We start from the raw sequence: 24,894 nt of genomic DNA on the forward strand, positions 1-24,894 counted from the left end.
AGCTCATTCATGTTCGCTTATTACTGAATAATTAAACTGACTCAAATTGATGCTCATCTCTGTCGACATAGCTTGTTGCTGCCGTCAGGGCTTCATATCTGAATCGATAAGTGTTGGATTCAGGTACTAGGTCAATCACGTGGAACTTCTCCAGTTGCTGACGAGTATTCTCATTAGGACACAGTAGATACACCTCACACTGCGCATCCAATGCATCTTTAATCGCATTCTCTAGCGCAAGACCAACAGTGACATCAATCATAGGGACATCTGTCAGGTCTAGAATCATCGCTTCATAGTCAGAGATACTTGAGTGCTGACGTGAAATCGCCTTTGAAACGCTGAATATCATCGGCCCTGAAAGATAGAAGAAGAGCACCTTACCATTGGCACTATCGAGTAACTGACGTTCGCTATCGGTCAATGGGATATCGTCTTCATCATCACCATCACTGATCGCCTTAACTTGTCTGGCTTGCTCTCGGCTCAATCTTTCAATAATCAGAATGTTCGAGATAAACACGCCCAGTCCAACGGCAATAATCAAGTCGACAAACACAGTCAGTAACATCACGCCGTACATCACGCCCATGCCCGCATAGCTGACCTTGTGCGCGCGCTGGATAAAACTCCAATCTAGGATATTGAAACCAACATACATCGCGATACCAGCCAGCACTGCCATAGGAATCGGTTCTGTTAAGCCACCTGCAACCAATACCACGAGCGCAAGTACTAAAGCTCGAATAACACCGGAAAGCGGAGAACGCGCTCCCACCTGAATATTCGTTACGGTACCCATAGTGGCGCCCGCGCCAGGTAGCGCACCAAACAGGCCAGAGATCATATTGGCAATGCCTTGGCCGCGAAGTTCTTTGTCTGAGTCATGCTCTTTACGAGTCAGTGAGTCTCCGATAACCGCGGTCAGAAGCGTATCAATGCAGCCAAGCGTACCCAGTACCAAGGCATCAATAACCATGGTCGTGAACTGTTCAGCGCTGATCGTAGGAATAACGAGAGAGGGTAAACCCGCTGGGATTTCACCAATACGGCGAATAGAGTCGGTATCAAAAATAATGACGGACAAGAGTGTCACAGCAACCAAAGCGACCAGTTGAGCAGGTACATACTTACGATACTTAGCGGGGAAGCCAAAAAGAATACCGAGCGTCAAAGCACCCAAAAACAGTTCACTCACTTTTAAGTTTGCTAGCGTACCAGGAAGTGCAGAGAGCGTGCCCATCACCCCACCAGAAGGTGCGGCATGTCCTAATAAAGGAGACAACTGAAGAATAATTAGAATAACGCCGATACCCGACATAAATCCGGAGATCACGCTATATGGCATCAAAGTAACGTATTTTCCGAGCTTTAACGTGCCAAGCAATATCTGAAATGCACCTGCCATCATCACGACTGTGAAGGTCATTGCCATGCCAGTTTCAGGGTATTTCGCGACCATACTGGTCATTACGGCTGTCATGATCACCGTCATCGGGCCGGTCGGTTCAGAGATCAGGCTGCTCGAGCCACCAAACAATGCAGCAAATAGGCCAACCATGATGGCGCCCCAAAGGCCAGCTTCCGCGCCCGCACCAGAAGCAACACCAAATGCCAATGCTAAAGGTAATGAAATGATGGCTGTAGTAACACCACCAAACATGTCCCCTTTGAGATTGATATCCGTAAAACGACTTCCAAACAAAACACACCTTCCTGATGATGAAATGACAAACCTTATCACTTTAACAAATGTATCAAGTGTTCAGAAAGTGTTAATTCAATCACATTATTAATGTCTTATAACCAGATCATAGCTTCTACGCTAAGTTAATGATTTTAACGACGAGTACACGTCAGATGAGTACTATTTGACACAGTTTTTACGAGATTGAATTTGTAACATTGTGTATAGTTGAGATTCTTAATTAAGGGATGTAAGACGCAAAATGCCAGAGATTAAACAGCTTTTTGAAAACAACTCTAAATGGTCAGAAGAAATTCGATCTCAACGACCTGAGTATTTTACAACGCTTGAAGAGGGCCAAAGCCCTGGTTTTCTATGGATTGGCTGCTCAGATAGCCGTGTTCCGGCCGAGCGTCTCACTGGTTTGTATTCTGGCGAACTGTTTGTTCACCGAAATGTGGCGAACCAAGTGGTTCATACCGACCTAAACTGCCTCTCAGTGGTACAGTACGCCGTCGATGTACTCAAAGTTAAACACATCATTGTCTGTGGCCACTACGGCTGTGGCGGTGTTAATGCGGCGATTGATAACCCTAAACTTGGTCTTATCAACAACTGGTTACTTCACATCCGTGACAATTACCTAAAATACCGTAAGCAAATCGAGGGGCTTCCTCGTGAGCAATGGGGTGACAAGTTGTGCGAAATTAACGTCGCAGAACAGGTTTATAACCTAGGCAACTCAACCATTATGCAAAATGCGTGGGAGCGCGGCCAAGACGTTGAAATCCATGGTGTGGTTTATGGTATTGGCGATGGCAAGCTGCAGGACCTTGGCGTACGTTGCTCAAGTAACGATACTTTAGAGAACAGTCACTTAGATGCATTAAACAAGATCTTAACGACGCCTCTTCTTAGCCAACAAAGCTAACTCCTTCCGGAATAAATACAAAAAGCCCGCATCAAGCGGGCTTTTTAATGACTTCTAAACCACAAGCGTAATGATTACTCTTGAGGTACTACCTTACCGATGTACGGTAGGTGACGATATTTTTGTGCGTAGTCGATACCAACACCAACAACAAACTCGTCTGGGATTTCAAAACCAATCCATTTTGTATCGACTGTCACTTCACGACGAGAAGGCTTGTCTAGTAGCGTACAAATTTCGATAGACTTAGGACCACGTAGGCTCAGAATCTCTTTTACTTTAGTCAGCGTGTTACCTGTATCGATAATATCTTCTACAAGTAGAACGTCTTTACCTTGGATATCATCATCAAGGTCTTTCAAAATACGAACATCACGTGAGCTTTCCATGCCGTTGCCGTAGCTAGACGCGGTCATGAAATCAACTTGGTGAGTTAAATCGATAGCACGAGCAAGATCTGCCATAAAGACAAAAGATCCACGCAATAAGCCAACTAAAACTAGATCTTCACTACCGTTGTAGTGTTCCGTGATCTGTTTGCCTAGTTCGTTCACTCGATCCTGAACTTCTTGCTCAGAGATCATGACTTCAACTGTATGCTTCATACTGCTCTCATTCTATTTGGTGATTGCGACGAATGTTGACAGTTTCGTCAGTTGTGTCGCTCAATTTTGTGCGTAAGTCTAGCACTGCTCAAATACCCACACCACCTTATGGTTCGAATTTACTGTCAGATTCTCAACGAAATGTGCGCTGGTGCCTTATCCAATACTCGTCTCCTTTCACATCAATGCTGATCACGCTTTATGTATCAAGTTTGATGTAACTGTCTATAAAACAAGCTGAAAGGATTGACCATTCGCATATGCACCATTACACTCATCTTGGCTTAAATAATAATAAAATCATTAATATAAAAATTTCGTTGGCAAGGAAAATAAAATGGACTCAATATCTAAGAGACCTAGAACTAGGCTTTCACCTTTAAAAAGAAAACTTCAATTGATGGAAATCGCTCTTGAGGTATTCTCTCGCCGCGGTATCGGTCGTGGTGGACACGCTGATATTGCAGACATCGCTCAGGTGTCTGTCGCAACTGTATTTAACTACTTCCCAACCCGTGAAGATCTGGTTGATGAAGTGCTTAATCATGTTGTACGCCAATTCTCTAACTTCCTTTCAGACAATATCGATCTGGATATTCACGCAAAACAAAACCTACATAATATTGCGACTGAAATGGTGACGTTAGTGGCTCACGATAGCCATTGGTTAAATGTATGGTTCGAATGGAGCGCTTCGACTCGTGATGAAGTATGGCCGCTATTCGTAACAACCAACCGCACTAACCAAATGTTAGTACAAAACATGTTTAGCAAAGCGATTGAACGTGGCGAAGTTTGCGACGATCACGACCCTAAACATCTAGCGAACCTATTCCACGGCATTTGCTACTCGCTATTCATCCAAGCGAAACGTGTAGAAACGCCAGAAGAGCTTTCAAGCTTAACGGATAGCTACTTGAACATGCTGTGTATTTATAAGTAGATTGGGGCTTCGAACAAAACTAAAGGGTTGGCTTTTACGCTAGCCCTTTTTTATTTCCTCTCACCTAATCAGATTCCCTATTCCCTCCTTCGTCAGTCTAGGGAATGACGGGAATATAGAGTTAAAGTTCTCACCTTCACACTAAAAAATCACCACAGCATAAACTTCAACACCTCACTTCGTCATCCTCAAGAGCGAGGGACGAGCGAGTTGGGGATCTCTACAAGTATGACGACCAACTTTTCTTCAGACATAAAAAAACCGCTGACGAATCAGCGGTTTTTCAAACATTAGCGAGTGGCTAAAGGAGAATTACTTCTTCTTTTTCACTGCTTTCTTGTTTGGAAGGTCAGTGATTGAACCTTCGAATACTTCCGCAGCTAGACCAACAGACTCGTGTAGAGTTGGGTGAGCGTGGATAGTAAGAGCGATATCTTCTGCATCACAACCCATTTCGATTGCTAGGCCGATTTCACCAAGAAGTTCACCACCGTTAGTACCAACAACAGCACCACCGATTACGCGATGAGTATCTTTATCGAAGATCATCTTAGTAACGCCGTCTGCACAGTCAGAAGCGATTGCACGACCAGAAGCAGCCCAAGGGAAAGTAGCAACTTCGTAGTTGATGCCTTCCGCTTTCGCTTCTTTCTCAGTCTTACCTACCCAAGCAACTTCTGGCTCAGTGTACGCAATTGATGGGATTACTTTAGGGTCGAAGTAGTGCTTCTTACCAGAGATAACTTCAGCAGCTACGTGACCTTCATGCACACCTTTGTGAGCAAGCATTGGTTGACCAACAACGTCACCGATCGCGTGGATGTGAGGAACGTTAGTACGCATTTGCTTATCAACATTGATGAAACCACGCTCATCAACTTCGATACCCGCTTTTTCAGCGTCGATAAGTGCACCGTTTGGAACACGACCGATAGCAACAAGAACAGCATCGTAGCGCTCAGCTTCAGCTGGTGCTTTTTTGCCTTCCATTGAAACGTAGATACCGTCTTCTTTCGCTTCAACAGCAGTCACTTTAGTTTCAAGCATTAGCTTGAACTTATTCTTAATGCGCTTAGTGAAAACTTTAACGATGTCTTTATCCGCAGCAGGGATAACTTGATCGAACATCTCTACAACTTCAACTTTAGAACCTAGAGAGTGGTAAACCGTACCCATCTCAAGACCGATGATACCGCCGCCCATGATAAGCAGTTTTTCAGGTACTTCGTTTAGTTCTAGTGCATCCGTAGAATCCCAAATACGTGGGTCTTCATGTGGGATGAAAGGAAGTTTGATTGGGCGAGAACCCGCAGCAATGATTGCGTTGTCGAAGTTAACAGTTGTTGCTTCGCCTTCGCCTTCAACAAGAATGCTGTTAGGACCTGTGAACTTACCGAAACCGTTAACAACAGTAACGTTACGCATCTTAGCCATACCGCCAAGACCGCCAGTTAGTTGATCAACTACTTTTTCTTTCCAAATACGGATCTTGTTGATGTCCGTTTGTGGCTCGCCGAATACAACGCCGTGCTCTGCCATCGCTTTAGCTTCTTCAATTACTTTAGAAACGTGAAGAAGTGCTTTTGATGGAATACAACCAACGTTTAGACATACACCACCAAGAGTGCTGTAACGTTCAACTAGTACTGTTTCTAGACCTAAATCCGCACAACGGAATGCCGCTGAGTAACCAGCAGGACCTGAACCAAGTACAACAACTTGGGCTTTAATTTCTTTGCTCATTGTGACCTCTTGTAGTCATTATCCCTAACAGGCTGAGTAGATGTTCTTAAAATTATTGGGCTTTCAAACAGGAAACATTTTACAGAGATGTTAACAGTGTGAAAGTAGCTTTAAGTTAGCCTGTGAGCTAGACAACAATTCCCCATCAGATTATGAGAAATGCAGGAAACTGTTCTCTAAAAATAGTCTTTATATAAAGAATTAAGGTGACCCGAAAGTCACCTTAATAATTACTTTCTCAATTACAGTACTAGACGACGAATGTCAGATAGTGCGCTGTTTAGGAAAGTAATGAAGCGTGCACCTTCAGCACCATCGATCACACGGTGGTCGTATGATAGAGACAGTGGAAGCTGTAGACGTGGTTGGAACTCTTTACCATTCCAAACTGGCTTAATTTCAGACTTAGATACACCTAGGATACCTACTTCTGGAGCATTTACGATTGGAGTAAATGCAGTACCGCCAATACCACCAAGGCTAGAGATTGTGAAACAACCACCTTGCATGTCTGCCGCTGTTAGCTTACCAGAACGTGCTTTCTTAGAAACAGCCATTAGCTCTTCAGATAGCTCGTAAATGCCTTTCTTGTTCACGTCTTTGAAGACAGGAACAACTAGACCGTTTGGTGTATCAACAGCGATACCCACGTTTACGTACTTCTTAAGAATGATGCTTTCGCCATCTTCAGAAAGAGAAGAGTTAAACGCTGGGAATGCTTCTAGCGCTTTAGCAACAGCTTTCATGATGAACACAAGTGGAGTGATCTTCATGCCAGTATCTTTCTTCGCTTCGATTGCGTTCTGTTCTTTACGGAATGCTTCTAGCTCAGTGATGTCTGCGTTGTCCCACTGTGTAACGTGAGGGATCATTACCCAGTTACGGTGCAGGTTAGCGCCAGAGATCTTCTTAATCTTAGAAAGCTTCTGAACTTCAGTTTCGCCGAACTTGCTGAAGTCAACTTTTGGCCATGGTAGTAGACCAAGAGCAGAACCGTCGCCGCCTTTGCCAGATGCCGCTGCACCAGACTCTAGACGCTTAAGTGCATCTTTAACGTAAGACTGAACGTCTTCTTTAAGGATACGGCTCTTACGACCAGTACCTTTAACCTTAGAAAGGTTAACGCCAAATTCACGAGCTAGACGACGAACAACTGGAGAAGCGTGCGCGTAGTCACCGTTCTCTTGGAAGTCGCCAGCTGCTGCTGGAGCCGCTGCAGGTGCTTCTGCTTTAGGAGCAGGTGCCGCCGCTGGAGCTGCTGCTTGTGCAGGTGCTGCAACAGGAGCAGGCGCTGCGCCTTCAACTACGAACGTCATGATTAGAGAGCCAGTTGACACTTTGTCGCCAGCTGCAATCTTGATCTCTTTTACTGTACCAGCGAATGGTGCAGGCACTTCCATTGAAGCTTTGTCGCCTTCAACAGTAATTAGAGATTGCTCTTCTTCTACTGTATCGCCAACCGCTACCATGATTTCAGTAACTTCTACTTCGTCACCACCGATATCAGGAACGTTTACTTCTTTTTCAGCTGATGCTGCTGGAGCCGCTGCAACTGGTGCCGCCGCTGGAGCAGGAGCTGCTGCAACTGGAGCGCCAGAGCCCGCTACTTCAAATACCATTACTAGAGAACCAGTCGATACTGAATCACCAGAAGCGATCTTGATTTCTTTAACGATACCAGCGAATGGTGCAGGAACTTCCATTGAAGCCTTGTCACCTTCAACAGTAAGAAGAGATTGCTCTTCTTCTACTGCGTCACCGATAGCAACCATAATTTCAGTTACTTCAACTTCATCACCGCCGATGTCAGGAACGTGAACTTCTTTAAGCTCAGCTGCCGCTGCAGGAGCAGCTGCAACTGGTGCCGCCGCTTCAACTGCTGGAGCAGCCGGTGCTGCTGCAGCACCTTCCGCTTCGAAGATCATGATAAGAGAACCAGTAGAAACAGAATCGCCTTCCGCTACTTTGATTTCTTTAACGATACCCGCTTGAGACGCAGGAACTTCCATTGAAGCTTTGTCGCCTTCAACAGTGATCAGTGACTGCTCTTCTTCAACCTTGTCGCCAACGTTTACAAGAATCTCAGTTACTTCAACCTCGTCAGCACCGATGTCTGGTACATTAATTTCGATTGTCATTGTATTTACCTACCTTAATGCCAGTCTTATGCGTATTGCGGGTTAGTTTTTTCAGTGTCGATATCGAATTTAGCAATTGCTTCAACAACTACAGATTTCTCGATGTCACCACGTTTAGCCAGTTCAGTTAGAGCTGCAACTACGATGTAGCCAGCGTTAACTTCGAAGTGACGACGTAGGTTTGCACGGCTGTCAGAACGGCCGAAACCATCTGTACCAAGTACTTTGTAAGACTCAGTTGGCATGTACGCACGTACTTGCTCAGCGTAGTTCTTCATGTAGTCAGTCACTGCGATTGCAGGTTCTTTACCAAGAACAGTCGTGATGTACGGTACTTTCTCTTCAGCTTCTGGGTGAAGCATGTTGTCACGCTCTACCGCTTGGCCGTCACGAGTTAGTTCGTTGAACGACGTTACAGAGAATACGTCAGATGCTACGCCGTACTCTTCGCTTAGAATTTCAGCTGCTTTACGCGCTTCGTTCATGATAGTACCAGAGCTCATTAGTTGAACTTTGCCCTTAGCACCAGCGTGAGATTCAAGCTTGTAGATACCTTTACGGATGCCTTCTTCAGCGCCTTCTGGCATTGCTGGCATTGCGTAGTTCTCGTTCATTACTGTTAGGTAGTAGTAAACGTTCTCTTGCTCAGGACCGTACATGCGACGGATACCGTCTTGCATGATTACCGCTAGCTCGTAAGCAAACGTTGGGTCGTAAGAGATACAGTTCGGGATAGTGTTCGCTTGGATGTGCGAGTGACCATCTTCGTGCTGTAGACCTTCACCGTTCAGTGTTGTACGACCTGCAGTAGCACCTAGTAGGAAGCCACGAGCTTGTTGGTCGCCTGCTAGCCATGCCATGTCACCAATACGTTGGAAACCGAACATTGAGTAGTAGATGTAGAACGGGATCATCGGTAGATCGTTTGTGCTGTATGAAGTTGCAGCAGCAACCCATGAAGCCATAGAACCTAGTTCGTTGATACCTTCTTGAAGAACTTGACCAGACGTTGCTTCTTTGTAGTAAGAAACGATGCCTTTATCTTCAGGTGTGTATTCTTGACCGTGTGGGTTGTAGATACCAACCTGACGGAATAGACCTTCCATACCGAATGTACGAGCTTCATCACAGATGATAGGAACGATGTTCTTACCAATGTTCTTATCTTTAAGAAGGATGTTTAGCGTACGTACATAAGCCATAGTTGTAGAGATATCACGCTTCTGTTCACCTAGTAGAGGTGCGAATGCGTCTAGCTCAGGAACCTTGAACTCTTGAGTAAACTTAGGAAGACGTGCAGGTGTGTAACCGTGTAGAGCGTTACGACGAGCGTGCATGTATTCGTACTCAGGCGTACCTTCTTCCAATTTCAGGTAAGGAAGTTCAGCGATCTTCTCATCTGAAAGGATGTCTTCTAGGCCTAGGCGATCACGTAGGTGTTGAACATGAGTCATGTCCATTTTCTTAACACCGTGTGCAATGTTCTTACCTTCAGCTGCATCACCCATGCCGTAACCTTTAACAGTCTTAGCTAGGATTACAGTTGGCTTACCGTTTGTCTCTTTAGCATTGTTGAATGCAGCAAACAGTTTAGAAGAATCGTGACCACCACGCTTAAGAGCGAAGATTTCGTCATCAGTCATGTCTGCAACTAGTGCAGCTGTTTCTGGGTACTTACCAAAGAAGTGCTCACGTACGTATGCGCCATCTTTAGATTTGAATGTTTGGTAGTCACCATCGATAGTTTCGTTCATTAGTTGAAGAAGCTTACCAGTAGTGTCTTTAGCTAGTAGAGAGTCCCAGTTGCTACCCCAGATAACTTTAACAACGTTCCAACCTGCGCCTTTGAATAGGCCTTCAAGTTCTTGAATGATGCTACCGTTACCCATTACAGGGCCGTCTAGACGCTGTAGGTTACAGTTGATTAGGAAACATAGGTTGTCTAGCTTCTCACGCGCAGCGAAAGAAATAGCACCACGTGATTCTGGCTCATCCATCTCACCGTCACCTAGGAACGCGTATACGCGTTGCGCTGAAGTTTCTTTCAGACCACGGCCGTCAAGGTACTTAAGGAAGCGCGCTTGGTAGATAGCAGAGATAGGGCCAAGACCCATAGATACTGTCGGGAACTGCCAGAACTCAGGCATCAGTTTCGGGTGCGGGTAAGAAGGGATACCTTTACCATCAACTTCTTGACGGAAGTTATCTAGCTGTTCTTCAGTTAGACGACCTTCAACGAATGCACGAGAGTAGATACCAGGAGAGATGTGACCTTGGTAGTAAACTAGATCGCCACCGTCTGTCTCGTTTGGAGCACGGAAGAAGTGGTTGAAACATACTTCGTAGAACGCTGCTGCTGACTGGTAAGAAGCCATGTGACCACCAAGGTCTAGGTCTTTCTTAGAAGCACGCAATACGATCATGATTGCGTTCCAGCGAATAATCGAACGAATACGACGCTCAAGAGTTACGTCACCAGGGTAAGCTGGCTCTTGTGCTGCTGGAATTGTGTTGATGTAGTTTGTGTTGATGCCTGTAGCCATATCAACACCATCTAAACGCGCTTTATCTAGAACTTGTTCTAGTAAAAACTGTGCACGTTCTACACCTTCTTCACGTACTACTGACTCAAGAGCTTCTAACCAATCTTGAGTTTCCAGAGCATCAACGTCATGCTTCATGTCAGACATGGCGATCTATCCTTTTTGTTAGTTGGATTCTACTAAACACGTAAATAGCCGAAGTATTACGGCTATTTACCCTGTTGAATTCGACGTAAAGAACGTTCGCGGCGCGACTCTTCTTTGGTCAAATCCATCAATGTTTCTTCGATGTAAGCTAAATGAGAGTGTGACATTTCACGTGCCTGTTCTGGCTGTCCTGAAACGATCGCATCCACAATGTTAGCTCGATGTATACTCACTTTCTCCACAACGTCTTTACGACGATGCAACAGCTTTAAATTTTCTAAGACGTTTTGTTCGAGTAACGGAGCCAAGCTACGAACAATGTGCAATAACACCACATTGTGCGCTGCCTCTGTTAAAGCAATAAGAAAAGCCATCACTGCTGCAGATTCGGCTTCAATATCACCCTTATCTTGCGCACCGCGAATTTTTTCTTGGCATGCTTGAATTCGAGCAAAGTCTTCATCAGTTCCACGCAATGCCGCGAAGTAAGCCGAAATCCCTTCCATCGCATGACGCGATTCCAACAAGTCTAGTTGGGTTTCAGAATGGGACGACAACAAATTAAGCAAAGGATCTGAAAAGCTTTTCCAGATATTTTCGCTAACAAACGTACCTCCACCTTGACGGCGAGTAAGCAAGCGTTTTGCTTCTAAACGTTGTATCGCTTCTCGGATTGAAGGACGAGACACATCGAACTGTTTCGCCAGTTCGCGCTCAGGCGGCAGCTGCTGCCCTGGAGCCAGTGTTCCTTCCACTATCAACCTTTCTAACTCTTGTTCGATAACATCGGAGAGTTTTGGCTGACGAATCCTTTGATAAGCCATAGTTTGTTGTTCTTCTTTTTCTTCGCTGACAATTGGTAATACCAATTTTAAGTTGGGCAGAAATTAACATAATTAAAACGCCACTGTCCAGCCTAAAATTGACCTGCATCATAGAATACAGCGTGAATTAACCATGATTTAACAAATGAAATTTAAAACAGCAACCAAATTGGTCTTACCATTTACAGGGGTAATACTTTTGGGGAGTGTTCGTGCTAGAAAGTTTCAGGATAAAAATGAATTGTTTCAGAAAGATTAGCGTCACTTGTCTAAAAATCGAACCAAGCGCACATTTAGGGTGGAAATTCTGTTCATAAGTTTTAATAAATGAGTGTTTGATAAGCTCGTCACACTCTCAATTTATTGATGCGCTTCTCTTCACCACTTTCTTTACATCGCAACAACAAAAATTCACAAGTCATTATGATAGGCGTTGACTATTCAACGCCCACCAGCGGTAAGGCCATCGTCAAAAACAGAGGCCTAAGCTTGGAGCTTTCCTTTAAATTTTTGCCAATCGAACACCAAGCCAGGGTCAGTTTTGCGCAGGGGTGCTATGTATTGATGGCCAGTGATACGTTCGCTGGTGATTTGAGGGAACGTCGATACTATCGTTTCTGTTAATTTGGCAAGCGCTTGATACTGCTGCTCGCTATAAGCCACAAAGTCACTGCCTTCCAGTTCAATACCAATCGAATAATCATTACACCTTTCACGCCCTGCAAAGCTCGACTGGCCAGCATGCCAAGCTCGGTCTAAGAAAGAAACGAACTGCACCACTTCCCCATCGCGACGAATCAAACAGTGCGCCGATACGCCCATTTGGTGAATCACCTTAAAAAACGGGTGTTCCTTCGGGTCGAGTTTGCCCGTAAAAAACTGTTCTATGTAAGGCCCACCAAATTGACCCGGAGGCAAGCTAATGTTGTGAAACACCAGCAAAGAGATATCGTCGGCACTCGGTCGAGCATCAAAATACGGAGAAGGAACATGCCGAGCGTTGTCGTACCATCCGTTGGAGCTGATCGTCATCTTGGTCTCACTTTCTTTTCTGCTAGCACAATAAGATGTGACCTTGCCCATAGAGCAGTCGCGCTAGCCTCTTTAATTTGAAGTTAAGCAAGAGTATCATTCCATTCCCACTCCCTTTCAAGATTAGATTTGCGATGAAAAACACACATAACAGCCACCAACGCCTTGACTACTTAAAAGAGCAACTGCCTCTAGAGATCACTCGTGCAGTAGCCGAGACTATCAAAGAAGATCTAGGTGGTACGTTAGATCCAGCGGCTGATATTACGGCAAGTCTAATCCCTGCTGACGCAATCAACAGTGCAAGCATTATTACCCGTGAGCACGGCGTGTTCTGCGGTAAAGCTTGGGCTGACGAAGTGTTCAAGCAACTGGGCGGTGAAGTGACTATCGAGTGGAATGTAGAAGATGGCGACAAGGTTGAACCAAACCAAACGCTTTGCACGCTAACTGGCCCAGCTCGCGCGCTATTGACCGGTGAGCGTAACGCAATGAACTTCATTCAAACGCTATCTGGTTGTGCGACTACTACGGCTATCTACGCAGACAAAATCAAGCATACTGAATGCCGCCTGTTGGATACGCGTAAAACCATCCCAGGCCTACGCAGCGCACTGAAATACGCGGTGGCTTGTGGTGGCGGTTTCAATCACCGTATTGGTGTGTTCGATGCTTACTTAATCAAAGAAAACCACATCATCGCTTGTGGTGGCATTGAGAAGGCTATCTCTACAGCAAAAGAGCTGAACCCAGGTAAGCCAGTTGAAGTGGAAACCGAAAGCCTAGAAGAGCTAGAGCAAGCGATCAGTGCTGGCGCAGACATCATCATGCTAGACAACTTCACCACAGACATGATGCGTGAAGCTGTGAAAATCAACGCTGGACGTGCTGCGCTAGAAAACTCTGGCAACGTAACTCTAGATACGATTGCTGAGTTCGCTGAAACAGGCGTTGATTACATCTCTGTAGGTGCACTGACTAAGCACCTTAAAGCAATGGACCTATCAATGAGATTCAAAGCGTAATTGACTGAATAATAAATAATTTATGTAAAGGCACTGTTGATAACAGTGCCTTTTTTATTACCTGAATTATCAGTGTTTCAATCACTTATTTAAGTTGATCGCATAAATTTGCGCGCTATATGAAACACTACACCAATAAATACCAAACCACTCGCGACCACACCTGAACACCATTCCACTTCCTCATCTCGACTTCTATTCTTTCCATCAACCAGTGTCTGCACTGAAACAAACTAAAGAATGGAATTAAACAATGAATAACAAGAACAAAAGAACGAACCAGAAAGGCTTTACGCTGATTGAATTGATGATTGTAGTAGCGATTATTGGTGCTTTATCAGCTATAGCTGTTCCTGCATATAAAGACTATGTGTCCAAAAGCCAAGCATCTTCTGCATTAGCAACACTAAAAACAGCAATAACTCAAGCTGAACTTTACATACAAGAAGAGGGAGTCCCGACATCCTTAGCCGATATAGGAACTAAGGGAGATATCAACTCTTTAGGTGTGTTAGAGCTTGATACTGCCGTTTCTACTGGCTTAAAATTTACCTTTGATGACGGTGCATTATCTGGCGCTTCTATCTCAATAGCTAGAGAGTCAACAGGCTGGGAATGCACACGCACTGGCGCATCACTAATTTCTATAGATTTAGAAGGTTGTGACTAATTTAGTGCTAACCAACCTCCCAACCGTTCTTCGTCAGGCTGACTTACTTAGCCTGACTCAAGAACAAGCCGTTACGGAACACGTACAAGCTTCAGGTATTTCGACACCTGAAGCTTTGCTCGTTCTGGAGTTCTTCAGCGGCGATTCCTTAGCAAACAACATTAAAACCATCTTCGGCTTACCGTTAGTACAACTTGCCAATACGGACTATGAAACCTTATGTGACCAATTAGGGCTTCGCGAGCTGATTACCAAGTATCGTGCTATACCGATTGCAGTCTCTAGCTCTACTCTCACACTAGCCTCCGCCGACCCGACCGATTTACAAGCGGAAGACGACTTTAGATTCGCGACAGGGTTGCAGATCGAATTGGTTGTCGCCAACTACTCCGAATTAGAAGGCGCTATACGCAAGCTGTATGGCCGCTCTATTTCAGGGCAAGACTCTAAACGCAAAGAGATCACTCAAGACGAACTCGCCAATCTTGTTGAAGTGTCTGACGACGAGATAGCGTCGATTGAAGATCTTAGCCAAGACGATTCCCCAGTCAGCCGATTTATCAATCAGATACTGGTTGATGCGGTACGTAAGGGCGCATCAGATATCCACTTCGAACCTTATGAAGAACACTACCGAGTACGCCTGCGTTGTGATGGCATCCTTGTTGAAATACAGCAACCCGCCTCTCACTTAAGTCGTCGTCTATCAGCTCGCTTAAAGATCCTCGCGAAGCTTGATATCGCTGAACGCCGTTTGCCTCAAGACGGTCGTATTAAACTGCGTCTAAATGACGACTTGGCGATTGATATGCGTGTATCAACGCTGCCGACCTTATGGGGTGAAAAGATCGTTCTTCGGCTGCTTGATAGCAGCTCGGCCAATCTAGATATCGATAAATTAGGTTACACCGAAGATCAAAAAGCACTCTACCTCAATGCGCTAAAACGCCCGCAAGGGATGATCTTAATGACAGGGCCTACTGGCAGCGGAAAAACCGTCTCCCTATATACTGGTCTGAGAGTGCTTAACACTACGGAACGCAACATCTCAACTGCTGAAGACCCAGTGGAGATTAACCTGTGTGGTATCAATCAGGTACAAGTGACACCTAAGATCGGCTTTGGGTTTGCTGAAGCACTTCGATCATTTTTGCGACAAGATCCTGATGTTGTAATGGTTGGAGAGATCCGCGACTTAGAAACCGCAGAGATCGCGATCAAAGCATCGCAAACCGGTCACCTAGTGCTTTCGACACTGCACACTAATTCCGCTGCAGAAACCGTCACTCGACTCGCTCATATGGGGATAGAACCCTTTAACCTCGCTTCATCATTGAGTTTGATTATCGCCCAACGACTGGCAAGGCGGTTGTGTAACCATTGTAAAGAAAGTGACGACTCGCCAGACATATTTCTGCGTCACTCGATTCCTAACAGCCAAACCATCTACAAAGCGAGTCCTCAAGGTTGCAATGAGTGTAACCAGGGTTATTCGGGGCGAGTGGGTATCTATGAAGTGATGCCGTTTAGCGATCAACTGAAAAGCAGCCTGATCGACAAACCGAACGCGTTAGCCATTGAAAACTTGGCACGTCGAGAAGGCATGAGAACTCTGCAAGAGTCAGGATTAGATAAATTGCTTGAAGGCACCACCAGCTATCAAGAGCTGCAACGTGTTCTGTACATATAAACCAATGGAGCACCAATGAGTAGCAAGTCCAAGCAATCACAATTAAAAAGCTATCACTGGAAAGGTATTAACAGCTCAGGTAAGAAAGTGTCTGGGCAAACGTTAGCGCTCACCGAATTGGAAGTACGAGAAAAGCTCAAAGAACAGCATATTCAGATTAAGAAAATCAAAAAGAAAAGTATTTCAGCCGTCACTCGTTTAACTCATAGAGTCAAAGCCAAAGACATCACTATTTTGACTAGGCAGCTTGCTACTATGCTTGCCACTGGTGTGCCCATCGTGCAAGCCATCAAGTTGGTGTCAGACAATCACCGCAAAGCTGAAATGAAATCAATCTTATCGCATATATGCAAAGGTGTAGAAGCCGGTACGCCTATATCAAAAGCGATGCGAACTGCAAGCCGCCACTTTGATGACCTCTATACCGATTTGGTTGCCACAGGCGAGCTCTCCGGTAACCTCGCACAAGTGTTCGAACGCTTAGCGACCTATAGAGAAAAGAGCGAGCAGCTAAAATCCAAAGTCGTCAAAGCACTGATCTACCCCGCCATGGTGGTCACCGTTGCACTGACCGTTTCTTATTTAATGCTGACCATGGTGATTCCGGAATTTGAGTCGATGTTTTCAGGCTTTGGCGCCGACCTGCCTTGGTTCACCCAACAAGTACTCTACCTTTCCCATTGGATGCAGGCTTATAGCTTCTATACGGCGCTAAGCATCGGGCTTGTTGTCCTGATTATTTACCAACTGTGTCAGCGTTCCCACTCGATCAAACTGTCTGTTAGTCGGCTAGGATTACGCTTTCCTGTTCTTGGTGGCGTATTAGCCAAAGCCTCTATTGCCAAATTCAGCCGAACCTTATCAACAAGCTTTAGTTCTGGCATTCCGATTTTGATGAGCCTAAAAACCACCGCCAAAACCGCAGGCAACCTGCATTATGAATCGGCCATCATTGAGGTTCACCGAGAAACGGCTGCTGGCATGCCAATGTATATCGCAATGCGCAATACCAATGCCTTCCCTGAAATGGTGTTACAGATGGTGATGATCGGCGAAGAGTCAGGCAACCTTGATGATATGCTTAATAAAGTCGCTTCCATTTACGAGTTTGAAGTCGACAATACAGTCGACAATTTGGGCAAAATTCTAGAGCCGCTGATCATAGTGTTTTTAGGTACTGTCGTTGGTGGGCTTGTGGTTGCGATGTACTTACCGATCTTTAATCTTATGAGTGTGTTAGGATAGTAAAAAGCAACTAAACACCCATGAGCAGCAATCTCTGCTCACCTTGATTAAGTGGTAAAGGACACTATGGAAGTATTTCACTACTATCCTTGGCTATTCCCCGTATTAGCTTTCATTTTTAGCCTTCTTATCGGCAGCTTCCTCAACGTAGTCATACACCGTTTGCCGATTATGATGGAACGCGAATGGCAACAAGAGTGCTCGGAATATTTCTCTCAATATAAAATTCCAGCGCCAGAGGGAAAGTTTAATCTCAGCATTCCTCGCTCTACCTGCCCGAAATGCAAAACCCAATTAAGAATCGTCGATAATATTCCAGTGTTAAGCTGGTTGTTCTTAAAGGGTAAGTGTCACAGCTGTGCTAATCCAATCAGTGCTCGCTACCCTTTGGTCGAACTGCTTACCGCAATACTTTGCACAATGGTTGCTAGCCACTTTGGTTTCAGTTACTACGCCATTGCTTTGATTTTTTTCACCTTCGCACTGATTACCGCGACCTTTATCGATCTCGATACTATGTTGTTGCCTGATCAAATCACCTTGCCTTTGGTATGGTCCGGTATCGCTTTAGCACTGTTTAATATCAGCCCAGTATCGCTGCAAGATTCTGTGGTTGGCGCAATGGCTGGCTACCTAGCTCTGTGGTCGGTGTATTGGTTATTCAAACTACTCACAGGTAAAGAAGGCATGGGTTACGGTGACTTCAAACTCCTGGCTGCACTTGGTGCATGGCTTGGTTGGCAACACCTACCGATGATCATCCTTTTATCTTCGCTGGTTGGCCTTGTGTTTGGTGTAATTCAACTTCGCTTGAAACAGCAAGGTATAGATAAAGCCTTTCCATTTGGCCCTTACCTTGCAATTGCAGGATGGGTCAGCTTGATGTGGGGTAACGACATCATGGGTTGGTATTTCACTTCTGTACTAGGAATTTAACCATGGCAATCATTATCGGATTAAGCGGCGGTATCGCCAGTGGTAAAACCACCATCGCTAACCTATTCAATGAACATTTTAATATTGATATTGTTGATGCTGATATCGTGGCACGTGAAGTGGTTGCGCTGGGCAGTGACGGCTTAAAACAAATTACAGAACACTTTGGTAAATCTATCTTGCTTGACGATGGAACACTCAACCGAAGTAGGCTGCGTGAGCTAATCTTCTCTGATCCTAAAGAGAAGCAGTGGCTCAATGATCTTCTTCATCCCATGATCCGTGACAAAATTGACAGTGACCTGTCTAAAATCACATCCCCGTATGGTTTATTAGTTGCACCTCTATTGGTGGAAAACCAAATGCAAGGCATGGCCGATCGCGTATTAATTGTTGATGTGCCAGCAGAAGTGCAAATAGAACGAACGATGAGTCGTGATAATGTTTCTAGGGAACAAGTTGCATCAATTTTAAAATCACAGGCTTCAAGAGAACAACGCTTAGCAGTTGCAGATGACGTGATTAAAAACCATACTAAAAACCAAGAACTTTTGCCTCAAATCACAGATTTACATCAAAAGTATCTGGCAATCAGTGCTGTAGATGGGTCAGAATAGAACAATGTTGAATGAAGGTTTGCTCGATGATCACCCATAAATTTGAACATCCTCTAAATGAGAAAACACGCATCTACTTAAGAGTCGAATCACTCTTGAGGCAGCTACACTTGTCTTCTACATTTTCCGATGCTCAACAGTATCAACTCTTTTTCCGTTCCATCTTTGATCTGATTGAAATCTTCGAACAGATCCAACTCAAGAGCGAACTGGCAAAAGATATTGAGAAGCAACGTGTAACCTACAAAAGTTGGTTGGATGTTGAAGGTGTCGATCAAGAGATGCTGACATCACTGCTTAATGACATTGGTAACATCTATCGTGATCTGATGCAGGCAGAGCGTTTTGGCCAGTCACTAAAGGAAGACCGCTTTCTGAGTGCGATTCGCCAACGCTTTAATCTTCCAGGTGGCTCATGCTGCTTTGATTTGCCCGCACTGCATTATTGGCTGCACCTCCCTCTTGATAAGAGAATGAGAGATGCTAAAGCTTGGATGGATAGCTTACAGCCTCTGTATGAAGCGCTAACACTATGGTTAAAGCTCACCAGAGAAACGGGTCACTTTAAAGAGCAAATCGCTCGTGCTGGCTTCTTCCAGAGCGATGCCGATGAAGCGAATATCCTTCGTCTTTCTATTCCAATGCAATACGGTGCCTACCCGATGATTTCAGGTCACAAGAACCGCTTTGCTGTTAAGTTCATGAGCTTTGAAACTGGGCAAGCCTGTACTCAAGACATCGAATTTGAATTGGCTATCTGCACCTAATTAATTTCCTTTTATAGTTTGGCTTGAGTCTCAACTCGAGCCTAAACTCACTATTATTACATCCTCAAATTAAGAATCACTATGTCGAAGAAAATCACCATCGTTAAATGCCCTCAATGTAATGCCGATGTTGAATGGGGTGAACAAAGCCCGCACCGCCCGTTTTGCAGCAAGCAATGTCAGATGATTGATTTCGGTGAATGGGCAGACGAAGAGAACAGCATCGCTGGCGCACCAGACATGTCTGATAGCGATGGTTGGTCGGAAGATCCGTACTAAACGAGTAGCGAGTAGCGAGTAGCGAGTAGCGAGTAGCGAGTAGCGAGTAGCGAGTAGCGAGTAGCGAGTAGCGAGTAGCGAGTAAATTTTGGAGGGTTGGCGTTTAACGTCAATCCTTTTTTATTGCCGATAGTTTGGTATTTACTGAAAGAGATTCCCTACTCCTTCCTTCGTCAGTCTAGGGAATGACGGTTGCATTTAAGCCTGTACTACTGTCGTCATCCCCAAGAGTGAGGTACGAGCCGAATTGGGGATCTCTTACCTGCGCAACTCTAAATAGCAGGCACAAAAAAGCGGAGCCAAATGGCTCCGCTTTTATCGATAGAATGCAAAAAGAATTACTTCTTAGTAAGCTTCTCTTTAATACGAGCTGACTTACCAGAACGCTCACGTAGGTAGTACAACTTGGCACGACGTACTGCACCACGGCGTTTAACTTCGATGCTATCAACCATTGGAGAGTGAGTTTGGAACGCACGCTCTACGCCTTCACCGTTCGAGATCTTACGAACTGTGAATGCAGAGTGTAGACCACGGTTACGAATAGCGATTACAACGCCTTCGAAAGCCTGTAGACGCTCACGGTCACCTTCTTTTACCTTAACCTGAACTACAACAGTGTCACCTGGTGCGAATTTAGGAAGGTCTGATTTTAGTTGCTCTTCTTCAAGAGCCTTGATGATGTTGCTCATTTGTATAAATTCCTAGAATAAACTGATACTAAATTTAATAGGTTACTGCTTGCTTTTCGTTAAGAGCGTTGCTCTTTAATGAATTCAGCCAGTAATTGTTCCTGTTCGTCAGTCAGAGCTAGGTTTTCCAGGAGTTCTGGTCTTCTTAGCCAAGTTCGGCCCAACGATTGTTTTAATCGCCAGCGACGAATGTCCTTATGGTTTCCAGACTTGAGTACCGATGGCACATCTTTATCGTCTAGCACCTCAGGGCGCGTATAATGGGGACAATCTAGCAAACCATTTGCAAAAGAATCTTCTTCTGCTGAAGCGAAATCTCCAAGTACACCCGGAACAAACCGAGATACTGAATCAATCAGCGTCATGGCTGGCAGTTCGCCACCCGTCATCACAAAATCTCCAATCGACCATTCTTCGTCAACTTCAGATTGAATGATGCGCTCATCTACCCCTTCGTAGCGACCACAAATAAGAAGTAAATTCTCGTTTGTTGCCAGCTCTTCAACACCTTTCTGGTCGAGTTTACGACCTTGAGGTGAAAGATAGATAACTTTCGTCTTTCCCGGTGCTGCTTGCTTGGCCGTTTTGATAGCGTCGCGCAAAGGCTGAACCATCATTAACATGCCAGGACCACCACCGTAAGGTCTGTCATCAACAGTGCGATGTTTATCATGAGTGAAATCACGAGGATTCCATGTCTCAATAGATAAAAGACCTTTTTTAACCGCTTGACCTGTTACTCCAAAATCAGTAACAGAACGGAACATTTCAGGAAAAAGGCTAATAATGCCAACCCACATGTGTTCTCTCGCTCTGTAATTTGGAGTTAGAATCCAGGATCCCAGTCAACTTCGATCCGGCGAGCTTCGCGATCAACTTTCTTGATCACTTGCTCTTCAAGGTACGGTACTAACCGTTCCTTTTGGCCAAAAGCATCTTTAAGATTTGCTTTGATTACTAGAACATCGTTCGAGCCAGTTTCTAATAGGTCAGTGACCTCACCAAGGTCGTAACCTTTAGTGGTAAAAACTTGCATACCGAACAATTCGCGCCAGTAGAATTCATCTTCTGACAATTCAGGTAACGAAGCAGGGTCAATAGCAATTTCAAAGTTAGTCATCAGTTGCGCGTCTTCACGAACATCTAATCCCGCTAGCTTACATACATAACCTTGGCCATGACGTTTCCAGCTCTCAACTTTGTACTCAACCCACTTACCCTTTAGGTTTAAATACCAAGGGCTGTAATCAAATATGCTTTCAGCATTGTCTGTGTAGGAGAACACTTTAAGCCAGCCACGAATACCATAGGTAGACCCAAGTTTACCCATGACAATTCTATTGTTTTGCTCGCTCATAGTTTCTTTACCCTTCATCGACATAAGCTATTTCTCTTTAAAAAAGAATTAAGCCGCTTTTTGAGCGTCTTTAACTAGCTTAGCTACACGATCAGATAGAGATGCGCCTTGACCAACCCAGTGGTTAACACGATCTAGGTCTAGACGTAGACCTTCTTCTTGACCTTGAGCAGTAGGGTTAAAGAAACCTACTTTCTCGATGAAACGGCCAGTTGCAGCGTTACGGCTATCCGCAACTACGATTTGATAAAATGGGCGCTTCTTTGCACCGTGACGTGCCAAACGAATGGTTACCATGTCGTCCTCTTTGCTTTCTTAATAAAATAATTAACCCCAAGTATAAGTAAATAGCTTGGGGTCTCGTGCCAAATTAAAGCCCCGGAATTTTACTCTTATTCCGGTGCAATGCAAGGGCTTTAGCTATTTTTTCACCAACATAGCTGCCGTACACTTTCTGTGACACGGCTAACACTATGAAAAGTAACGTAGCTAAAGCTTACATTTGTAGATTATCGGCCAAACGGGTTAAAGCCACCACCCATTCCGCCCATACCTCCACCGCCGCCCATCATGCCTTGCATGTTGCGCATCATGCCTTTCATGCCACCTTTCTGCATCTTCTTCATCATCTTCTGCATTTGGGTGAACTGCTTAAGCATACGGTTTACATCTTGTACCTGTGTACCAGAACCAGCGGCAATACGCTTTTTGCGAGAACCTTTGATTAGGTCAGGGCGTTGACGCTCTTTCATGGTCATAGAGTTGATGATCGCTTCCATTTGCTTGAACATCTTGTCATCAACTTTATCTTTAACGTTATCTGGTAGCTGAGACATGCCTGGAAGCTTATCCATCATGCCCATCATGCCGCCCATATTTTGCATCTGACCTAGCTGTTCACGGAAGTCTTCAAGGTCAAAGCCTTTCTTCTCTTTGAACTTCTTAGCCAGTTTCTCTGCTTTCTCGGTATCAACGTTTTTCTGTAGGTCTTCAATAAGAGACAGTACGTCGCCCATACCTAAGATACGAGAAGCAACACGATCTGGGTGGAACGGTTCTAGTGCGTCAGTCTTTTCACCAACACCCAAGAATTTAATCGGCTTGCCTGTGATATGACGAACAGACAGAGCAGCACCACCACGCGCATCACCATCAACTTTCGTCAAGATAACACCGGTTAGTGGTAGCGCATCACCAAAGGCTTTTGCAGTATTCGCAGCATCTTGACCTGTCATTGCATCAACAACGAACAGTGTCTCTACTGGTTTAATTGCAGTATGAAGCTCTTTGATCTCGCCCATCATCTCTTCATCGATAGCCAAACGACCCGCAGTATCGACAAGTAGCACGTCGTAGAATTTCTTCTTCGCGTGGTCGATTGCAGCGTTTGCAATATCAAGAGGTTTTTGATCAGCTGAAGATGGGAAGAAGTCTACGCCAACATCGCTTGCTAACGTTTCAAGCTGTTTGATCGCCGCTGGACGGTAAACGTCGGCAGATACAACCAAGACTTTCTTCTTATCACGCTCAGTTAGAAGCTTAGATAGCTTACCTACCGATGTGGTTTTACCCGCACCTTGTAGACCCGCCATTAAGATAACGGCTGGCGGCTGCGCTGCTAGGTTAAGAGCCTCGTTAGACTCACCCATCACCGCTTCAAGTTCAGCTTGAACGATCTTAATGAATTCTTGACCAGGCGTTAGAGATTTAGAAACCTCAACACCCACAGCGCCTTCTTTTACGCGCTTAACAAAATCGCGGACAACGGGCAGTGCAACGTCGGCTTCAAGTAGCGCCATACGTACTTCACGCAGCGTCTCTTTAATATTGTCTTCGGTCAGACGACCTTTACCGCTGATGTTCTTCAGCGTTTTGGATAGACGATCCGTTAAATTATCAAACATAGTTTTCTCTTCGCTCAAAACTGCGACTATTACTGTGAGTATACATTAGCGCGGATTAGAGTCATACCCGTTGTAGAGCGTTAATCATCCGTGCTTGTGATGTGAGACATTATTCACTTGGAATTGAATGAGGTTCGCCATAGCCCCAAAGAGCGATGCGAGGTATAATTCGCCAATTAGTAATCATTAAAATGGATACCATGGACAGTCTTATTGCGATCGCAGCAGCCTTTCTTTATACAATGGCGATTTCCACGATCATTCCAGGTCTCGTGCACCAAACAGGAATCCGTGTAAAAACGGTGTTTATCAGCGCATTACTTGCTCTCGCTTTCCATGCTTGGTTGCTTGGCGATTTGATTTTTAATGCCAGTGGCCAAAACCTCAGTATCTTGAACGTTGCTTCATTAATCAGTTTAATCATATCTGTGGTAATGAGTGGTGCGATGCTCAAAACCCGTCTGTGGTTCATCTTACCCGTCGTTTATAGCTTCGCGGCACTGAACTTAATGGCTGCCACTTTTCTTCCAAGCACCTTCATCAAACATCTAGAGAATGACCCAAAACTGCTCGTGCACATCTCTTTGGCTCTATTCTCATACGCAACGTTAACTATCGGCGCACTATACGCCCTGCAACTTGCGTGGCTAGATCACAAACTTAAAAAGAAAAAAGCCTTAGTGATAAACCCTAACCTACCTCCTTTAATGATGGTGGAAAGACAGCTTTTCAAGATCATTCTGATTGGTAATGGCTTATTAACGGGTACTTTGTTGACGGGTCTCATCTTCGTACAAGATATGTTTGCTCAAGGAAAAGCACACAAGGCTGTGTTGTCTTTTATCGCTTGGGTTATCTACTCCATCCTTCTGTGGGGTCACTATCAGAAAGGTTGGCGTGGACAGAAAGTCACTTGGTTCGCACTGGCCGGCGCCAGCATGCTCACATTAGCCTACTTCGGTAGCCGCTTCGTCCAGGAAATCATCCTGAACTAGTCTGTAAAATAAAGGCAAGGTCTCACATACCTTGCCTTTAAAATATTGAGTGCAATACATTCAATTGACATCTCGACCATGTTCGGTCATAAATTAATCAAGATACACAAATAGGAAAAGAATA

Annotated in this window: 23 protein-coding genes; 11 read left to right on the forward strand and 12 right to left on the reverse strand. The window is 44.9% G+C overall.

Annotation, left to right across the window (positions count from 1 at the left end; translation table 11 throughout):
- Window positions 1-31: 31 nt before the first annotated feature.
- Window positions 32-1,663, reverse strand: coding sequence for a SulP family inorganic anion transporter (locus tag MSG34_RS09895; protein WP_248337255.1), 1,632 nt, complete (start codon window positions 1,661-1,663; stop codon window positions 32-34).
- A 286-nt stretch (window positions 1,664-1,949) separates the two neighbouring features.
- Here MSG34_RS09895 and can point away from each other — a divergent pair, with 286 nt between their 5' ends.
- Window positions 1,950-2,618, forward strand: a complete 669-nt coding sequence (can, locus tag MSG34_RS09900) for a carbonate dehydratase (protein WP_017059437.1) — start codon at window positions 1,950-1,952, stop codon at window positions 2,616-2,618.
- A gap of 74 nt (window positions 2,619-2,692) precedes the next feature.
- On the opposite strand, the gene hpt is transcribed toward can, so the two are convergent.
- The gene (hpt, locus tag MSG34_RS09905) at window positions 2,693-3,223 is read right to left on the reverse strand and encodes a hypoxanthine phosphoribosyltransferase (protein ID WP_017059438.1); all 531 of its coding nucleotides are present in this window, start codon (window positions 3,221-3,223) and stop codon (window positions 2,693-2,695) included.
- Window positions 3,224-3,560: 337 nt separating this feature from the next.
- Here hpt and MSG34_RS09910 point away from each other — a divergent pair, with 337 nt between their 5' ends.
- Window positions 3,561-4,166: a LuxR/HapR/OpaR family quorum-sensing transcriptional regulator gene (locus MSG34_RS09910; RefSeq protein ID WP_017079965.1), complete on the forward strand. Its 606-nt coding sequence runs from the start codon at window positions 3,561-3,563 to the stop codon at window positions 4,164-4,166.
- 312 nt (window positions 4,167-4,478) lie between these two features.
- Here MSG34_RS09910 and lpdA read toward each other — a convergent pair whose 3' ends face one another.
- The 5 genes from lpdA to ampD form a co-directional block, all read right to left on the reverse strand.
- Window positions 4,479-5,909, reverse strand: coding sequence for a dihydrolipoyl dehydrogenase (lpdA, locus tag MSG34_RS09915; RefSeq protein ID WP_017059440.1), 1,431 nt, complete (start codon window positions 5,907-5,909; stop codon window positions 4,479-4,481).
- A 242-nt stretch (window positions 5,910-6,151) separates the two neighbouring features.
- Window positions 6,152-8,047, reverse strand: coding sequence for a pyruvate dehydrogenase complex dihydrolipoyllysine-residue acetyltransferase (gene aceF, locus MSG34_RS09920; protein WP_050645377.1), 1,896 nt, complete (start codon window positions 8,045-8,047; stop codon window positions 6,152-6,154).
- A 26-nt stretch (window positions 8,048-8,073) separates the two neighbouring features.
- Window positions 8,074-10,737 carry a pyruvate dehydrogenase (acetyl-transferring), homodimeric type gene (gene aceE, locus MSG34_RS09925; RefSeq protein WP_017059442.1) on the reverse strand — a complete coding sequence of 888 codons (2,664 nt, stop codon included), beginning with the start codon at window positions 10,735-10,737 and terminating at the stop codon, window positions 8,074-8,076.
- A 62-nt stretch (window positions 10,738-10,799) separates the two neighbouring features.
- Window positions 10,800-11,561 (reverse strand): pyruvate dehydrogenase complex transcriptional repressor PdhR, encoded by a 762-nt coding sequence (gene pdhR / locus MSG34_RS09930; RefSeq protein WP_009847596.1) that lies wholly within the window; start codon window positions 11,559-11,561, stop codon window positions 10,800-10,802.
- Between the two features lie 483 nt (window positions 11,562-12,044).
- Window positions 12,045-12,644 carry a 1,6-anhydro-N-acetylmuramyl-L-alanine amidase AmpD gene (ampD, locus tag MSG34_RS09935; protein WP_248337211.1) on the reverse strand — a complete coding sequence of 200 codons (600 nt, stop codon included), beginning with the start codon at window positions 12,642-12,644 and terminating at the stop codon, window positions 12,045-12,047.
- An 83-nt stretch (window positions 12,645-12,727) separates the two neighbouring features.
- Here ampD and nadC point away from each other — a divergent pair, with 83 nt between their 5' ends.
- The 8 genes from nadC to yacG all read left to right on the forward strand — a co-directional run bounded on the left by nadC (window position 12,728) and on the right by yacG (window position 19,822).
- Window positions 12,728-13,618 (forward strand): carboxylating nicotinate-nucleotide diphosphorylase, encoded by an 891-nt coding sequence (nadC, locus tag MSG34_RS09940; protein ID WP_248337213.1) that lies wholly within the window; start codon window positions 12,728-12,730, stop codon window positions 13,616-13,618.
- A 253-nt stretch (window positions 13,619-13,871) separates the two neighbouring features.
- Window positions 13,872-14,288 (forward strand): prepilin-type N-terminal cleavage/methylation domain-containing protein, encoded by a 417-nt coding sequence (locus MSG34_RS09945; RefSeq protein WP_248337215.1) that lies wholly within the window; start codon window positions 13,872-13,874, stop codon window positions 14,286-14,288.
- A gap of 4 nt (window positions 14,289-14,292) precedes the next feature.
- Window positions 14,293-15,978 (forward strand): type IV-A pilus assembly ATPase PilB, encoded by a 1,686-nt coding sequence (gene pilB / locus MSG34_RS09950; protein ID WP_248337257.1) that lies wholly within the window; start codon window positions 14,293-14,295, stop codon window positions 15,976-15,978.
- A gap of 15 nt (window positions 15,979-15,993) precedes the next feature.
- Window positions 15,994-17,223 (forward strand): type II secretion system F family protein, encoded by a 1,230-nt coding sequence (locus tag MSG34_RS09955; RefSeq protein ID WP_248337217.1) that lies wholly within the window; start codon window positions 15,994-15,996, stop codon window positions 17,221-17,223.
- Between the two features lie 66 nt (window positions 17,224-17,289).
- Complete coding sequence (locus tag MSG34_RS09960; protein ID WP_248337219.1) at window positions 17,290-18,159, forward strand: A24 family peptidase; 870 nt, start codon at window positions 17,290-17,292, stop codon at window positions 18,157-18,159.
- A 2-nt stretch (window positions 18,160-18,161) separates the two neighbouring features.
- Window positions 18,162-18,776, forward strand: a complete 615-nt coding sequence (gene coaE / locus MSG34_RS09965; protein WP_248337220.1) for a dephospho-CoA kinase — start codon at window positions 18,162-18,164, stop codon at window positions 18,774-18,776.
- Between the two features lie 26 nt (window positions 18,777-18,802).
- Window positions 18,803-19,543, forward strand: coding sequence for a cell division protein ZapD (gene zapD / locus MSG34_RS09970; protein WP_017063237.1), 741 nt, complete (start codon window positions 18,803-18,805; stop codon window positions 19,541-19,543).
- A gap of 81 nt (window positions 19,544-19,624) precedes the next feature.
- A complete protein-coding gene (gene yacG / locus MSG34_RS09975; RefSeq protein ID WP_010435916.1) occupies window positions 19,625-19,822 on the forward strand; it encodes a DNA gyrase inhibitor YacG in 198 nt (65 codons plus the stop codon).
- A 338-nt stretch (window positions 19,823-20,160) separates the two neighbouring features.
- Here the strand turns inward: yacG and rplS are convergent, their stop codons facing one another.
- From rplS to ffh, 5 genes are all read right to left on the reverse strand, one after another.
- The gene (rplS, locus tag MSG34_RS09980) at window positions 20,161-20,514 is read right to left on the reverse strand and encodes a 50S ribosomal protein L19 (protein ID WP_004735514.1); all 354 of its coding nucleotides are present in this window, start codon (window positions 20,512-20,514) and stop codon (window positions 20,161-20,163) included.
- A 59-nt stretch (window positions 20,515-20,573) separates the two neighbouring features.
- On the reverse strand, window positions 20,574-21,314 hold the full coding sequence (trmD, locus tag MSG34_RS09985; RefSeq protein ID WP_019826347.1) for a tRNA (guanosine(37)-N1)-methyltransferase TrmD: 741 nt from the start codon (window positions 21,312-21,314) through the stop codon (window positions 20,574-20,576).
- A gap of 26 nt (window positions 21,315-21,340) precedes the next feature.
- Window positions 21,341-21,895, reverse strand: a complete 555-nt coding sequence (gene rimM, locus MSG34_RS09990; protein ID WP_017063236.1) for a ribosome maturation factor RimM — start codon at window positions 21,893-21,895, stop codon at window positions 21,341-21,343.
- 24 nt (window positions 21,896-21,919) lie between these two features.
- The gene (gene rpsP, locus MSG34_RS09995) at window positions 21,920-22,168 is read right to left on the reverse strand and encodes a 30S ribosomal protein S16 (protein ID WP_004410028.1); all 249 of its coding nucleotides are present in this window, start codon (window positions 22,166-22,168) and stop codon (window positions 21,920-21,922) included.
- A 212-nt stretch (window positions 22,169-22,380) separates the two neighbouring features.
- Window positions 22,381-23,775 (reverse strand): signal recognition particle protein, encoded by a 1,395-nt coding sequence (ffh, locus tag MSG34_RS10000; RefSeq protein ID WP_010435884.1) that lies wholly within the window; start codon window positions 23,773-23,775, stop codon window positions 22,381-22,383.
- Window positions 23,776-23,975: 200 nt separating this feature from the next.
- On the opposite strand from ffh, the gene MSG34_RS10005 reads away from it, so the two are divergent.
- Window positions 23,976-24,770 (forward strand): inner membrane protein YpjD, encoded by a 795-nt coding sequence (locus tag MSG34_RS10005; protein ID WP_019825854.1) that lies wholly within the window; start codon window positions 23,976-23,978, stop codon window positions 24,768-24,770.
- Window positions 24,771-24,894 lie beyond the last annotated feature (124 nt).

The sequence above is a fragment of the Vibrio sp. 1CM2L genome (assembly GCF_023161695.1).
Lineage (GTDB): Bacteria > Pseudomonadota > Gammaproteobacteria > Enterobacterales > Vibrionaceae > Vibrio > Vibrio coralliirubri.

Excerpts from the sequence above, each read along its gene's own strand:
- MSG34_RS09895 (WP_248337255.1), bottom strand. The coding sequence starts at position 1,663 with ATGTTTGGTGGTGTTACTACAGCCATCATTTCATTACCTTTAGCATTG.
- can (WP_017059437.1), top strand. The coding sequence starts at position 1,950 with ATGCCAGAGATTAAACAGCTTTTTGAAAACAACTCTAAATGGTCAGAA.
- hpt (WP_017059438.1), bottom strand. The coding sequence starts at position 3,223 with ATGAAGCATACAGTTGAAGTCATGATCTCTGAGCAAGAAGTTCAGGAT.
- MSG34_RS09910 (WP_017079965.1), top strand. The coding sequence starts at position 3,561 with ATGGACTCAATATCTAAGAGACCTAGAACTAGGCTTTCACCTTTAAAA.
- lpdA (WP_017059440.1), bottom strand. The coding sequence starts at position 5,909 with ATGAGCAAAGAAATTAAAGCCCAAGTTGTTGTACTTGGTTCAGGTCCT.
- aceF (WP_050645377.1), bottom strand. The coding sequence starts at position 8,047 with ATGACAATCGAAATTAATGTACCAGACATCGGTGCTGACGAGGTTGAA.
- aceE (WP_017059442.1), bottom strand. The coding sequence starts at position 10,737 with ATGTCTGACATGAAGCATGACGTTGATGCTCTGGAAACTCAAGATTGG.
- pdhR (WP_009847596.1), bottom strand. The coding sequence starts at position 11,561 with ATGGCTTATCAAAGGATTCGTCAGCCAAAACTCTCCGATGTTATCGAA.
- ampD (WP_248337211.1), bottom strand. The coding sequence starts at position 12,644 with ATGGGCAAGGTCACATCTTATTGTGCTAGCAGAAAAGAAAGTGAGACC.
- nadC (WP_248337213.1), top strand. The coding sequence starts at position 12,728 with ATGAAAAACACACATAACAGCCACCAACGCCTTGACTACTTAAAAGAG.
- MSG34_RS09945 (WP_248337215.1), top strand. The coding sequence starts at position 13,872 with ATGAATAACAAGAACAAAAGAACGAACCAGAAAGGCTTTACGCTGATT.
- MSG34_RS09955 (WP_248337217.1), top strand. The coding sequence starts at position 15,994 with ATGAGTAGCAAGTCCAAGCAATCACAATTAAAAAGCTATCACTGGAAA.
- MSG34_RS09960 (WP_248337219.1), top strand. The coding sequence starts at position 17,290 with ATGGAAGTATTTCACTACTATCCTTGGCTATTCCCCGTATTAGCTTTC.
- coaE (WP_248337220.1), top strand. The coding sequence starts at position 18,162 with ATGGCAATCATTATCGGATTAAGCGGCGGTATCGCCAGTGGTAAAACC.
- zapD (WP_017063237.1), top strand. The coding sequence starts at position 18,803 with ATGATCACCCATAAATTTGAACATCCTCTAAATGAGAAAACACGCATC.
- yacG (WP_010435916.1), top strand. The coding sequence starts at position 19,625 with ATGTCGAAGAAAATCACCATCGTTAAATGCCCTCAATGTAATGCCGAT.
- rplS (WP_004735514.1), bottom strand. The coding sequence starts at position 20,514 with ATGAGCAACATCATCAAGGCTCTTGAAGAAGAGCAACTAAAATCAGAC.
- trmD (WP_019826347.1), bottom strand. The coding sequence starts at position 21,314 with ATGTGGGTTGGCATTATTAGCCTTTTTCCTGAAATGTTCCGTTCTGTT.
- rimM (WP_017063236.1), bottom strand. The coding sequence starts at position 21,895 with ATGTCGATGAAGGGTAAAGAAACTATGAGCGAGCAAAACAATAGAATT.
- rpsP (WP_004410028.1), bottom strand. The coding sequence starts at position 22,168 with ATGGTAACCATTCGTTTGGCACGTCACGGTGCAAAGAAGCGCCCATTT.
- ffh (WP_010435884.1), bottom strand. The coding sequence starts at position 23,775 with ATGTTTGATAATTTAACGGATCGTCTATCCAAAACGCTGAAGAACATC.
- MSG34_RS10005 (WP_019825854.1), top strand. The coding sequence starts at position 23,976 with ATGGACAGTCTTATTGCGATCGCAGCAGCCTTTCTTTATACAATGGCG.